This is a genomic window from Aliisedimentitalea scapharcae (assembly GCF_045277565.1).
GTDB lineage: Bacteria > Pseudomonadota > Alphaproteobacteria > Rhodobacterales > Rhodobacteraceae > Aliisedimentitalea > Aliisedimentitalea scapharcae.
In genome coordinates, this window is the sequence record NZ_CP123584.1 from 1,594,483 (window position 1) to 1,607,777 (window position 13,295).

Genomic DNA, 13,295 nt, shown 5'->3' on the forward strand with positions numbered 1-13,295 from the left:
CTTTGGTGTGATCAGTCGTAGTAACCAGCTTCGCGCATAATCGAATCTGCTGCGTCCTGTGATGCGGCCAGGGCGTCTTCGACGGATTTGGCACCAGACAAAGCGGCTGCCATTTCCTGTGCAACGGCTGAGCCCACTTCGGGGAATTCCGGAATGGCCGCGAATTGAACGCCGACATAAGGCTTCAGGTCGGTTGCGGCAGGTGCTGCGCCGTCGATCGCAGCCAGTTCAGCCGCCGCAAAGCCAGCGGCGGCCTGGAACTCGGGGATCGCATAGGTCGATGCCCGTTGGCCTGTCGGTACAGATCCCCAACCAAAGTCCGGATGGTTTCCAACAGCCTGAACGTATTCTTTTGACGTTGCCCATTCGATGAATGCACCTGCCGCTTCGGCGTTTGGTGACCCTGCAGGAATTGCCATTGCCCACGCCCACAACCAGTTGGCACCAACCGGGTTGCCCGCGTTCGGCGATTGAGCGTATGCGACACCGTCAACTTCCAGGAACGAAGCCGCGATGGTTGCGTCAATCCACATGCCGCACTTGCCTTCGTTGTAAAGAGCAAGGATCTCGTTGAACGAATTGCCTTCTGAACCCGGAGGGCCGTAGTTGCCGAGCAGGTCAACGTAGAAGTTGATTGCAGCGTTCCATTCAGCGGAGTCCAGCGTCGGCTTCATGTCTTTGTCGAACCATGCGCCACCAAAGGAGTTCACGACTGTTGTGATAAACGCCATGTTGTCGCCCCAACCCGGCTTGCCACGAAGACAGGCACCATAGACACCGTTGTCCGGGTCGTGGATCGCGGCGGCCGCTGCTTTGACATTATCCCAGCTGTCATTGTCAGCGATGGAAACACCAGCCGCGTCCGTCAAATCCTTGCGGTACATGACCATCGACGATTCACCGTAGAACGGGGCCGCGTAAAGCGTCCCGTCATGCGACAAACCATTGCGCATGGCGGGCAGGATGTCGTCTACGTCATAGTCCGTTCCAAAAGTCAGGGGTTCAATCCAACCGGCCGCGCCCCAGATCGGTGCCTCCTGCATGCCGATGTTGATGATGTCGTATTGACCGCCGCCGGTTGCTGTATCGGACGTGACCTGTTCGCGCAGAACGCCTTCTTCGAGGGAGACCCAGTTCAGCTCGACACCAGTTTCGGCGGTGTAAGCTTCGGCCACCTTCTGCATGTTGATCATATGGCCGTTGTTTACGATCGCGATTGTCAGGCTTTCAGCGGTCGCAGCAGAGCCCGACATGAGAGCAATAGCGCTGGCCGCGCAAAGTGCTTTTCCAAAGGACATCCGGGTTCCTCCCTAGGTTGGATGTGATGCACGAACGGTAGCAAGTCTCGTTGTTTCGCGTCAATTAAAACTTTTACGCGCGTAAATTTATATAATTATGGTTTCCCTTTCAGCCCCTTACGCTGAACCTCGCATCTCCAACTTGCCTTCAAACAACGTTTCCTCGCGCGTTTTCAGACGCTCGTTAGATTCGATCAGCAACAGAGCTGTCTCAACACTTCTGGCGGCAATGGCATCATAGTTTTGCGAAACGGTGGTCAAACTTGGACATGTAAAACGGGAAAAAGGGTGATCGTCGTGACCTGCTATCCTAAGAGAGTCGCCCTCAGCCAACCCAACCTGGATACCGTTTTCATATGCTGCCGAGAGCAGTCCGATGGCGAGCCTGTCATTCGAGCAAAGAATTGTGTTCGTCGGAAGTCGACGGCTTGTGAGAACCCGTGTGCCCTCGCGAAACCCGATCTCTTCGAAATTCCAGCCCTCTCCGTTGACCTGGATCAGATGTGGTTCATGCCCCAGACGTTCCATCGCTGCCTGATAGGCCGAGCGACGTTTGTAGGCATTTGGGTTTATCGGTGTCCCGACTTCAAAGAACGCGGGGGGCTCTCCGGATCGGCACAGATAATCGACGATCAAGCTGACACTCTGGTCGTTGTCCGAGCCAAAAAATGCTTCGCCGATGTTGTCAAGGTTGGCGTCAAAAAGGACCGTTGGAACTTCGCTGGCGAACTCTGCAACCTGCGCGTCAAGCGAGGCCCGGCCGAGAGGGGCCAACAGCACAGCCGCAGGCTTGATAGACCGAAGGCTATCAAGGTTGGAAATCTCCTGTTCCGGCCCGCCATGCGAGCTGAGCAACAATGGATTGAAGCCAGCCTTGACGATAAGCCCCTCGATCGTACGCGCAATACCGGCAAAAAACGGATCGGTTAAATTTGGAACCACAAGCCCGATGTTCTTGGTCTGGCGTCGGTTCTGATTGACCGCATAAATGTTGGGTCGATAGTTGTGCTCCTTGAGCGCAGCCTCAATTTTTTCGCGTGTTGACTGTCGAACGCTGTGTGGATCATTGAAGTATTTCGAAACTGTTGGACGGGAAATTCCGCTAACGGCTGCAAAATCCTCCATATTCCTGATTTTGGGATCGCTCATAGGCGAGACCTTCCATAGCTCTGCGATAGATGTGCTTTCCAAGAGTGCTCAGAAACATTAATTCATGTAAAGATACTATTTTGCGCGCGTAAAATTGATACCACACTGCAACAACACCCTGATCAGCCGCGCGTCCAATATGATGTGATGCCACTCAACTGATATTGACGGGGCCGCTCGCTCGGAAAATTGGTTTGCTTTGGGCCTTGAGCAAGGACCTCCCCGTCTGATCATGTTGTCTTGCTTCTCATCTGACCAACGTTTCGAAACGCAGGCAGGGCATCTGTGGCCAGACACACCCCAGGCAATCTGATCGAGATAGCCGCAACTCTGGTACTGAAGCATCGCGCCTTTTGACGGCAGGTTTAGCCCAACCGTGGGGAACTTCCGCGAGCGCGCGACTGCTGCCTCATGCGCGTGCCAACAGAACAGGTTGCCATACTGGAATCCGATACATTGAATTCTCGAAACGTTTCCACAGTGCTCACAACTTCATTCAGCTTTCTGGACGGCTTCCTCCAGGCTCGACTGGATGAACGGGGCGTCTGCTACGCCGCCCAGGTGAATTCTAAGCGCGCCGTATTTTTGTTTGATATGGTAAACTGAGGGGTGGTTTTTTCTTCCCTGTTACCATGCAATTTAGTCCCTTCGAGGCATTCCGTGACAATCCGGATCCAGCCAACAGTGTCTTTTGAGAGGTGTTTTTCTACGGAACCGCGGATGTCATCACAGTCGAGCCGGTCACCCGAGAACCAGATAGCGATAGCTCCAAACATCTCACCCAAGCTCACCAGCCGCACAATGCCTCTGGTTGGGAGGGGAGGTGGCTGACTGTCCGATTTTCAGGGATCACCTCACCCAACCGGCATTGCAAACAAGCATTCTGCCGTTTCTTCAAGTGAACATACCACCCGAGAGCCAGTAAGAGATCGTAGGGAACACAATGAGCACATATGTCGATCTGACCAAATTTCTGATTGATGCTGTCGCCCATGGAACCTGCGTCTTGAACAAGACAAGCAGCGGATCCGTCCCGATCTTTTCTCGGACATCTGCTCAGCGGAGGGCTGTGCAATAAACCCCTCATTCTCGCAGAGAAAATTGTAATGGTCGATCTGGTGTCTTATGTACTGATCAGTAACCAATGGAGCGGTACATGCGACCGAACAAACGCGAAGAGCTGGTCAGCAAGGCGTTAACTGTCTTTTACCAGAACGGGTTTCACGCCACCGGAATGGACCGGTTGGTGGCTGAAACCGGTATATCAAAAACGTCGATGTACAAGCATTTCCGCACCAAGGACGAATTGATTCTGGCGGCGCTGCGCCTGCGTGACGAGCGGTTTCGCAACTGGTTCATGCGCCGGGTCGAAGAACTGGCCGTGGCACCGCGTGACCGGCTGTTGGCGGTGTTCGACGTTCTGGGAGAATGGATCAACCTGGATGAGTTCAAAGGGTGCATGTTCATCAAGGCCAGTGCCGAATTTCAGGATAGATCTCACCCGATTCATGTACAATCGACCGAACATAAACGGCTAGTGTACGATTATTTGTCCGGGATTGCGGCACAGGCCGGGGCTCGGGACCCCGAGCAGCTGGCCTGTCAGTTGATGATCCTCAAGGAAGGCGCGATTGTATCGGCCATTCTGAATGTCGGGTGTGATGTCGTGGTCCAATCGAAAGCGGCGGCCAAAGCCCTGATTGACCAGGCCCTTGCATCACCGCCCCCAACGCATTGACCGCCCGCACCCCAGGCAGAAAGCCGCGATATGCGGGCGACCCTCAGGCATTCCGCATACGGGCGTTTTGCGGATCATAGGGGGGGTGGGAGAGAACGCTGGCCCCACGTCTGTGCCCCAAAATCTCGACCTTCAAACCGTCTACGGCATCGCGGTCGCGCAGATAAGCCAAGGCCAGTGTTTTGCCGGTGCGATGCCCGTGGGCGGCTGAGGTTACAATACCGACACAAGAATCGCCCTGATACAGCCCGTGGGCATAATAGGGGTCCACATCGCCGGGTTCGACCTCCAGCAGCACCAGCTCCCAGCGATCGGGCGACGCCATGCGGTCGAGCAGCGCCGGTTTGCCGATGAACTCCCGCCCTTCGGGTTTGATCAGATGCCCGGCGCCGGTTTCCGCTGGGGTGCGTTCAGTGGTGAAGTCAGCCCCCCAGGCTGCATAGCCTTTTTCCAGCCGCATGGCGTTCATCGCATAGGCTCCAAAATAGCCCAGTCCATGAGGAGTTCCCGCCTTTTCAATTGCTTGGAACAGATCCTTCATCTGTTCCGCTTTCACATGCAACTCCCAGCCCAGTTCGCCGACATAGGACACCCGAAGGGCCCGCACTGGGATATCGGCCACCGTGATCTCGCGCAGTGACAGCCAGGGGCCCAGGTCGTCGTTGGTCAAGCTTTCCAGGACGGCGCGAGAGTTCGGCCCCATCAGGCCTAGCACCCCCCAGGTTTCGGTCACGTTGGTGAGGATCACGTCGAACCCGTTTGCGCGTCTGCGCAGCAGGTCGGCGTCGCGTTCTTCAGCAGCGGCGGCCGATGTCAAATAGATGTGCTGTTCGCCCAATACGGTGACGGTGAACTCGGATTCCGTGCCGCCCGCGGGGCTGAGCGCGTGGGTGAGACCGATGCGACCCACCCGGGGGCAACGGTTGGTTCCCAGCGCGTCGATAAAGGCGCGCGCGTCAGGGCCGGTTACCTCGAACTTGGAAAACACCGACATATCGGCCAAGCCTACAGCCGTGCTGACTCTTTCGCATTCCTGCGCAACGGGGGCGAACCAATTGGACCGGCGAAAGCTTGGCACCGCTTCGTCTCCCAGGTGGTCGCTGAACCAATTGGGACGTTCCCAGCCATAAGCTGCGCCCATCACCGCGCCACGTTCGACCATCAGGTCGTGAATGGGTGACAGACGTTTGCCGCGCGCGGCGGGGCGTTCTTCGTGCGGGTAATGCACACCGAACTGCAAGCCGAAACACTCAACAGCCTTGGTCACACGATAATCGCGATCCGCCCAGCTGCCGAACCGGCGGCTGTCCACCGCCAGCGCGTCCATGGGCGGGGCACCATGGGTCATCCAATGCGCCAGGAACCAGCCTGCGCCTCCCCCCTCCATCACACCCATGGACGATCCGGTCAGCAGCCAGGCATTGTCCAGCCCATGTGCCGGGCCGATCAGCGGGTTGGCATCCGGCGTAAAGGTGATCGGGCCGTTGACCACGGATTTCACCCCACCGGTTTCCAGCGCGGGAATGCGCTCCATCGCGGCCATGATGATATGTTCCACCCGGTCCAGATCCGCCGGCATCAGGTCCGCGCCGAATTCGGGCGGGCAGCCGTCGATTGACCAGGGTTGGGCGTCCTTTTCATAGGGCCCCAGGATCAGCCCATCGCGTTCCTGACGGACGTACCAGCTTTCTTCGGGATCGCGGATCATCGGCAGTTCCGGCAGGCCCTGTTTGATCCGGTCCGCGACCACAGGCACAGTGTCGGTCACCAGATATTGATGCAGCACCGGGACTGACGGGATGTTCAGCCCCATCATGTGGCCGATCTCCCACCCCCAGGTGCCGGCAGCATTGACCAGATGTTTGGCGCGGATGGTGGCTTTTTCTGTTTCAACGATCCAGAGACCGTCTTCGCGTCGCACCGATGTCACAGGGTTATAGCGCAGGATCGTCGCGCCGTTCCGGCGCGCCATCTTGGCCATGGCATTGGTGGCCAGCGAGGGATCCACATGGCCATCATCGGGTTCATAGATACCGCCCAGCAACCCGTCCGTGCGGGCCAACGGGTGCAGGCGTTCCACGTCATCCGGGGTGAGCATCTGCAAGTCGTAGCCTGTAAACCGCGACAGGCCTGCCACATGGGCAAATTCATCCATCCGATCGGGATTCGTGGTGATCCGCATCGCGCCAGAACGGTGAAAACCGCAGGTATCCCCCGTCTCATCGGGCAGGATATCGCGGTAAAGCCGCACAGAAGTGGCGCGCAGTTCCTGGATGGTCGGGTTGTGGGCAAAATGGGTGCACAGACCGGCGGCGTGCCAGGTCGACCCATGGGTCAGGTCGTTCTTTTCGGTCAGCACCACATCACTCCACCCGGCTTTGGTCAGGTGGTACAACAGCGACACGCCCATGGCTCCGCCGCCGATGATCAAAACATTTGCGTCGGTCATGCTTTCATCCGTTCGCTTGAGGGATCGAAGGGGGGGCGTTTCAGCGCTGTTGCTGCGTGTCGCGTGCCTGCGATCTCGATTTCAAAATTGCGTTCTGTGGTGGCGGTCAGCGTTTCACCCGGAGCGATGTCGATCACCCCCAGCGCCAAGGTCATGTTGGTACGGGCTCCGCGTGCCCCGGATGTGGTCAACCCAACCACACGACCGTTTTCCCAGATCGGTTCGTCGTGCAGAACCAGAGGGTGGCTTGGGAGGGTGAACAACACCATGCGTCGGGTCAGGCCGGTTTCGCGTTGTGCGGTCATCGCGGCCTTGCCCTTGAAATCCTGGGACCAGTCGATGGTGAACCCCAGACCAGCCTCCAGCGGTGTGATGTCTGGCCCCAGATCATGGCCCCAATGTTTGAACCCTTTTTCGATGCGGCAGCCATCCAGCGCGAAATGGCCCAGCGGCGTCGCGCCCGCTGACTTCAATGCATCGAACACGGGCCCGGCAAAGCGGCTGGCGATGTTCAGCTCCCAACCCAGCTCACCTACGAAACTCACGCGGGTCGCACGTGCTGGGCGCTGGGCAACCGTCACATTGCGGGCGGTGGAGAAGGGGAAGTTCTGCCAATCATCTGAACTCAACCCCTGCAACACCGCCCGCGCACCAGCGCCCATGACGCCGATGACAGCCTCGTCTTCGGTGACGTCTTTGAGGGAAACCTGGTTACCTGCATGGCGACGCAGCCAGGCCATGTCCTTCTGCCGGGTCGCCGCGCCCGAGGTGATGCGGAACTGATCTGCGCCGAGCCGGGTTATCGTCACATCCGCCTCGATCCCGCCCCGGTCATTCAGGAGCGGTGTGTAAACGGCGCGGCCCAGATCGACATCCACGTTCGCCGCCGCCAGATGGTGCAAAAGGGGCAGGGCACCGGGGCCAGTCACGTCAATCTTGGTAAAGGGCGTCAGATCGATCAGTGCGCAACCGGTTTGCATCGCCGCAGCCTCGCGCTGTGCAACCTGGTACCAGGGCTGGTCGCCTGTCGAATAGGGCAAATTCCTTTCTGCGTCGCATTGCGCATACCACAGGCCCCGCTCCCAGCCTGCTGTCAGGCCAAACTGCGCACCCGCCGCCGCCCAATGGTCATGCAGCACAGATTTGCGCAGACCCCGTCCGGCCTTGGGCTGTTTGAACGGCCAATGCAGAGCAAAGGCGTCGCTGACGGCCTCCTGCATGCGAGTCTCAACGTGGTCGGCGGCGGCGGTCAGCGGGTCGACGCGCGCCACGTCGACCTCCCACAGGTCCATGGGAGGCTGTTCGTCGTGCATCCAGTCGGCCAGTACCCGGCCGATCCCCGCCGACGACATCACCCCGACAGAATTCATGCCCGCCGCCACAAACAGCCCGTCCACGTTTGGAACCTGACCAACCAGCGGGCGGGTGTCATTTGTGAAACTCTCTGGGCCGTTCATAAAATGCTGGATGCCGGTGTCGGCCAGCGCCGGGATCAGTTGCAACGCGCCTTCCATAAAGGGCATGAACTGGTCCCAATCCTCGGGCATCTCCAGAAACGGGCGGTCGCCCTCGGGGCCAAACGCGTTCCAGACCTTGGCGTCGGGTTCAAACCCGCCAATGACCAGCTTGCCCGCGTCGCCCTTGACGTAAAACCCCCGGTCCAGATCGCGCAATACCGGATAGGGCGCGGGCAGGCCGGGCATGGACTCGGTGACCACATACATATGTTCGACCGCCTGCAGGGGCAGGGCAACCCCGGCGGCGTCGGCCAACCCTTTCGACCAGGCCCCGGCGCACAGCGCGACCTGATCAGCCAGGATCTCGGTTCCATCGGCGAGCGCGACACCCTTGCAACGGCCCTGTTCGACCAGCAGTCGTTCAACCCGAAGACCTTCGCGGATCTCGGCCCCTTTCGCACGCGCCCCTTTGGCATAGGCCATGCACAGATCAACCGGGTTGACGTTGGCGTCTTCCTCAACCCGCAGCGCGCCCACAAGGCCCGCGGGGTCCAGCCCCGGTACGTCCACGCCATCAGGCGAGACAATCGAAGGCGTCAGTCCGAAATGCCGCCCCAGCGCACAGATCCGGTGCAATTCATCCATCCGTGCCGCGTCCCGCGCCAGCCAATAGCCGCCGGTTTGGCGATACCCAGTCGACAGGCCGGTTTCCTCCTCCAGTTTCGGGAACAGCTCTCCGGCGTACATGGCGAGCCGGGTCATGTTGGGTGTCGCGCGCAGCGGTCCGACGATCCCGGCTGCGTGCCAGCTTGTTCCGCTGGTCAGCTGATTGCAGTCCAGCACCGTCACCCGGGCACGATCCGCCAGATGATAGGCCAGCCCAAGCCCAATGGCCCCGCCACCAATGATCAGAACAGATTTTGTCACCTTCGCCCTCCCTTGGGATGTGCGCAGACGATGAGAGGATTGCAATTGCGACGCAAGCGGTCATAGAACTTCATTAGGAAATCTAATCCGGGGTAGCAGATAATGAAGAATTCCAGCCCGACCCCCGACTTCAACATGCTGCGCGCGCTCGAAGTTTTTATGGCGGTGAGCGAAACCCGCCAGGTTACTGTGGCGGCGCAGACGTTGGGGATGACACAGTCGGCGGCCTCGCAACATCTGAAAAAGCTGGAACAGGGGTTGGGCGTTTCGCTGTTCAGCCGCGCCTCGCGGCCGCTGGAGTTGACCCATGCGGGCGAGGTGCTGCAACGGCGCGCCTTTCGCATTCTGAATGAGGTCGAAGACCTGAAGCTGGATTTGCGGCGGTTGCAATCTTCGACCTTGCCAGTGCTGCGGATCGGGCTGTTGGCGTCCATTGCAACGTCGCTGACACCGGGGTTGTATGACCTGGTCGAACAGGAATTCCAGGTGCCGGAACTGACCTTGTCCGCCGGGTTGGCCACAGATCATCAAACCGCACTGAATGGGCGCAAGATTGACATTGCCGTAACATCAGACCCCCAATTCGATGTCAGTGATTATCAGGTCGTTCCGGTGTTGGACGAGCCCTTTCTCCTCGTGTTGCCAGAGAGTTACGAGGGACCTGAGGACGATATAGGAGAAATTTCCAAACGGCTGAAGCTGGTCCGGTTCAGCACCGATGCGCCCGCGGGGCGTCGCACTGACCAGCACCTGCAACGCTGTCGTGTGGATCTGAGCCGATCCATGGAAGCGGACCGGGCGTCGATGGTTGTGGCGGGCGTCATCACTGGAAAATGTTTTGCCATCCTGACGCCCACATTGCTGATTGATGCGGTTGCCGAAGGCATGGCGCTAAAGATCCGAAGCCTGCCGTTCGCCGGCTTCAAACGCTCGGTCCTGGTGATTGCCCGGTCCGGAGAATTGGGCGATATCCCCGAGCGGGTGGCCGCATCCTGTGCCGCGATGTTGCGCCACCAATTTGAAACCCGGTTTCCGGACCTGCCGGAACAAGTCACCTATCACTGCTAATCCTTTGTATTAGTAATTGTGAACTTACCGGGTTTTCCTGTGCAGCCCCGGTTTTCCCTGCCAATGATCCTGTCAGATCTGTGATTTTGGGAGGGCCGGATGGCTCGGGATACAAACAAACGATCCGGGCGACGTGAACGGATGGCGGCCCGCAAGGCGGCGCAATCCCTGTCGGTGCCTTATACGCTGCGCAGGATCGGGCTGGTCAGCCTGATTGATGACGAGGCGATTGCGATTATTGAACGCAATGCCGACCGGATCCTGGACGAGATTGGCATGGAGTTCCGGGGGGACCCGGAGACGCTGGAGCTGTTCGCCAAACACGGCGCGCGGGTCGATGGGGAACGTGTGCGGTTTGACCCAGGCTGGTGCCGCGACAAGATCAAGGCCGCACCACAGAAGTTCACGCAACACGCCCGCAACCCGGCGCGTTCCGTGCAGATCGGTGGCAACGCGCAGGTCTACGCGCCCAGCTTTGGTTCGCCCTTTGTGCATGACATGGAGAGAGGGCGGCGCTATGCGACGCTGGAAGATTTCCAGAATATCACCAGGATGCATCATCAGCTGGGTGCAGTGAATCACTCCGGTGGGGTTGTCGTTGAACCTGTGGATGTGCCCGTTGGGTTGCGCCATTTGCATATGGCGCACACGCATCTGACGATGAATGACAAGCCGTTCATGGGCGCGGTAACAGCCCCGGAACGGGCGCGCGACACGATCGAAATGTGCCGCATCGCCATGGGGCGTGATTTTGTTGATCAGAACTGTGTGCTCTATTCCGTGGTCAATACCAATGCACCGCTGGTGATGGATGAGACCATGCTGTGGGCGCTCAAGGAATATGCCCAGGCGGGGCAATGTACAGTGGTTTCGCCCTTTGTTCTGGGAGGCGCAATGTCGCCGGTGTCGGTCGCGGCCACGTTGGCGCAGGTGCTGGCCGAGGTCATGGCCTCGGTCGCGTTAATCCAGCTGATCCGCCCCGGAGCCCCGGCCGCCTTTGGCACGTTCTTCTCTCCGATCAGTCTGAAAACCGGCGCGCCCACATTTGGAACGCCCGAAGGCACGCAATTTCAGATGTGTGCCAAAACACTGGCCGACCGGTTGGGGCTTCCGTTCCATTCAGTGGGCGGGCTGACCGCGGCCAAGGTGCCGGATGCCCAGGCTGGTTATGAATCACAGGCGCAGTTGATGGGGGCCACCATGGCCGGGGTGAACTTCATCATCCATGCCACCGGGTGTCTCGAAGGGTTGCTGACCACCGGGTATGAGAAAATCGTCATGGACGCGGACCGGTGTTCGGCCATGCAACGGTTCACCCAAGGGGTGGATTTTTCCGAAGCGGCCCAAGCGATGGACGCGTTTTTCGAAGTCGAACCCGGAGGGCATTTTCTAGGGGCGACCCACACCCAGGAGAATTTTGAAACGGCCTTCTGGATGGGGGACATGTCTGACAATGGCACCTTTGAACAATGGAACGCCGAAGGTGCGTTGTGGCAGCACGACCGGGCCAGTGCCCGGGTGAAACAGCTTTTGGATGACTATCATGCCCCGCCAATGGAGGCGGGCACACGCGACGCATTGGACGACTTTGTCGCCCGCAGAACTCATGAGATCGAGGGAGAAACCGCATGACCCTGCACACCGATTGGACACTGAACGAAACCGCCGCGCGGCGTGATAATTTCTATGCCGCCAGCCAAAGCAAGTTTATCCCTTTCAAGGACCCGATGGTGTTCAAGAAAGGGTCGATGCAATACCTATGGGATGTAGAGGGGCGTAAATACACCGACCTTCTGGGGATGAACGTCTGCATTTCGGTTGGGCATTCCCATCCCAAGGTCGTGGCGGCGGCGATGGCGCAGGCGCAGGAGCTGACCCATTGCACCACCATGTTCTATCATCCGGTCCCGGCCCATTTTGCCGAGGAACTGGCCGCGACCATGCCCAATCCCGATGGCGATATCGAATGGGTGGTGCATTTCACCAATTCCGGGTCCGAAGCGATTGACCTGGCGATGACGATGGCGCGGTCCTACACTGGCAACCTGGATCTGCTGGCGCTGCGCACTGCCTATCACGGACCGACGGCGGCTGCGCAGTCGATCACCGGGATTTCCGGCTGGCGTCATCCGGGCATGCCCGGCAACGTCGCCTTTGTCGCCGAGCCGAACCAGTATCGCGGTATCTTTGGTGCAGGGGTCGATCCCTATCTGGATGAGATCGAGCGGACCATCAACACGGCCACCACCGGCCAGATCGCGGGCATGTTCATCGAAAGCGTCCAGGGCTATGGCGGTATCATCGAGATGCCGCACGGTTATATGTCCGGCGCCGCCGAACGGGTGCGCGCGGCGGGTGGCCTGTTGATCGCGGACGAGGTGCAGGCTGGTTTTGGTCGTACGGGCGATCACATGTGGGGGTTCGAGCGCGACGGGGTGATCCCGGACATCGTGGTCATGGCAAAAGGTATCGGGAACGGCTTCCCCTTGGGGGCCGTCGTGGCACGCAAACATATCGCAGCGCCCATGGCAGAGAAGTTCATGTTCCACACCTATGGAGCCAATCCGACCTCCTGCGCGGCAGGGCGGGCCGTGTTGCAGGTGATCCGCGAAGACAAGATCCAAGAGAATGCCCGCACGGTTGGGGCGGCGCTGTTGGAACGGCTCAGGGCTTTGAAACACAAGCACGAGGCCATTGGTGATGTTCGGGGCAGAGGGTTGATGCTGGCCATTGAAATGGTCAAGGACCGCAAGACCAAGGAACCAGACCCGCAAACCACGGCCGCCGTGTTCGAAGCCTGTCGCGACAGCGGCCTGATCCTGTCCAAATCCGGCGCTTTCCAGTCCTGTTTGCGGATGGTGCCACCGATGTGCCTGTCGCTTCAGGACGTGGATCAGGTCCATGACGGCCTGGATCGGGCTTTCTCCTCTCTCTGATCAGGGGACACCCAGGTCTGACGCCAGTGTCTCCAGTGCCTTTTGGCATCTATGCCCCCGCAATGTGTCATGGAACCATTGCGGGGGTTTTGCGTTGGGCGGGCATAACACAGAGGGGCGCGCGCCGGTTCGGGGTGCTTCTGATGGTTAAAATCAGAATGGATTCTCGTAGGATCGGAAGGAACGGCCCAAGGTGAAATGGTCAGTCAAAAACTTAAACGATTGTACAGTCAACATAAATCAGACTTTCACATCAGGGGGTTGACCGTTGCG

The 13,295-nt window shown here is 59.0% G+C and carries 8 protein-coding genes; 4 read left to right on the top strand and 4 right to left on the bottom strand.

Annotated features, from left to right (window positions below; genetic code table 11):
* Positions 1 to 11 precede the first annotated feature (11 nt).
* Complete coding sequence (locus QEZ52_RS07455) at positions 12 to 1,298, bottom strand: ABC transporter substrate-binding protein (RefSeq protein ID WP_406649053.1); 1,287 nt, start codon at positions 1,296 to 1,298, stop codon at positions 12 to 14.
* Between the two features lie 117 nt (positions 1,299 to 1,415).
* Entirely contained in the window at positions 1,416 to 2,447 is a 1,032-nt protein-coding gene (locus QEZ52_RS07460) for a LacI family DNA-binding transcriptional regulator (protein ID WP_406649056.1), read from the bottom strand.
* A 1,156-nt stretch (positions 2,448 to 3,603) separates the two neighbouring features.
* Between QEZ52_RS07460 and QEZ52_RS07465 the strand changes: the two genes are divergently transcribed.
* Positions 3,604 to 4,185, top strand: a complete 582-nt coding sequence (locus tag QEZ52_RS07465; protein ID WP_406649057.1) for a TetR/AcrR family transcriptional regulator — start codon at positions 3,604 to 3,606, stop codon at positions 4,183 to 4,185.
* A 43-nt stretch (positions 4,186 to 4,228) separates the two neighbouring features.
* On the opposite strand, the gene QEZ52_RS07470 is transcribed toward QEZ52_RS07465, so the two are convergent.
* Together QEZ52_RS07470 and QEZ52_RS07475 are read right to left on the bottom strand one after the other, a co-directional pair.
* Positions 4,229 to 6,634 (bottom strand): FAD-dependent oxidoreductase, encoded by a 2,406-nt coding sequence (locus QEZ52_RS07470; RefSeq protein ID WP_406649058.1) that lies wholly within the window; start codon positions 6,632 to 6,634, stop codon positions 4,229 to 4,231.
* Entirely contained in the window at positions 6,631 to 9,018 is a 2,388-nt protein-coding gene (locus tag QEZ52_RS07475; RefSeq protein ID WP_406649059.1) for an FAD-dependent oxidoreductase, read from the bottom strand. The genes QEZ52_RS07470 and QEZ52_RS07475 overlap by 4 nt, the downstream gene beginning before the upstream one ends.
* Positions 9,019 to 9,120: 102 nt before the next feature.
* Between QEZ52_RS07475 and QEZ52_RS07480 the strand changes: the two genes are divergently transcribed.
* The 3 genes from QEZ52_RS07480 to QEZ52_RS07490 all read left to right on the top strand — a co-directional run bounded on the left by QEZ52_RS07480 (position 9,121) and on the right by QEZ52_RS07490 (position 13,022).
* Positions 9,121 to 10,086 carry a LysR family transcriptional regulator gene (locus QEZ52_RS07480; protein WP_406649060.1) on the top strand — a complete coding sequence of 322 codons (966 nt, stop codon included), beginning with the start codon at positions 9,121 to 9,123 and terminating at the stop codon, positions 10,084 to 10,086.
* Positions 10,087 to 10,185: 99 nt separating this feature from the next.
* Positions 10,186 to 11,718 (top strand): trimethylamine methyltransferase family protein, encoded by a 1,533-nt coding sequence (locus QEZ52_RS07485; RefSeq protein ID WP_406649061.1) that lies wholly within the window; start codon positions 10,186 to 10,188, stop codon positions 11,716 to 11,718.
* The gene (locus QEZ52_RS07490) at positions 11,715 to 13,022 is read left to right on the top strand and encodes an aspartate aminotransferase family protein (RefSeq protein ID WP_406649062.1); all 1,308 of its coding nucleotides are present in this window, start codon (positions 11,715 to 11,717) and stop codon (positions 13,020 to 13,022) included. The genes QEZ52_RS07485 and QEZ52_RS07490 overlap by 4 nt, the downstream gene beginning before the upstream one ends.
* Positions 13,023 to 13,295 lie beyond the last annotated feature (273 nt).

Bases quoted from the DNA above. Each gene is read 5' to 3' on its own strand.
- QEZ52_RS07480 (WP_406649060.1), top strand. From the start codon at position 9,121: ATGAAGAATTCCAGCCCGACCCCCGACTTCAACATGCTGCGCGCGCTC.
- QEZ52_RS07485 (WP_406649061.1), top strand. From the start codon at position 10,186: ATGGCTCGGGATACAAACAAACGATCCGGGCGACGTGAACGGATGGCG.
- QEZ52_RS07470 (WP_406649058.1), bottom strand. From the start codon at position 6,634: ATGACCGACGCAAATGTTTTGATCATCGGCGGCGGAGCCATGGGCGTG.
- QEZ52_RS07465 (WP_406649057.1), top strand. From the start codon at position 3,604: ATGCGACCGAACAAACGCGAAGAGCTGGTCAGCAAGGCGTTAACTGTC.
- QEZ52_RS07460 (WP_406649056.1), bottom strand. From the start codon at position 2,447: ATGAGCGATCCCAAAATCAGGAATATGGAGGATTTTGCAGCCGTTAGC.
- QEZ52_RS07490 (WP_406649062.1), top strand. From the start codon at position 11,715: ATGACCCTGCACACCGATTGGACACTGAACGAAACCGCCGCGCGGCGT.
- QEZ52_RS07455 (WP_406649053.1), bottom strand. From the start codon at position 1,298: ATGTCCTTTGGAAAAGCACTTTGCGCGGCCAGCGCTATTGCTCTCATG.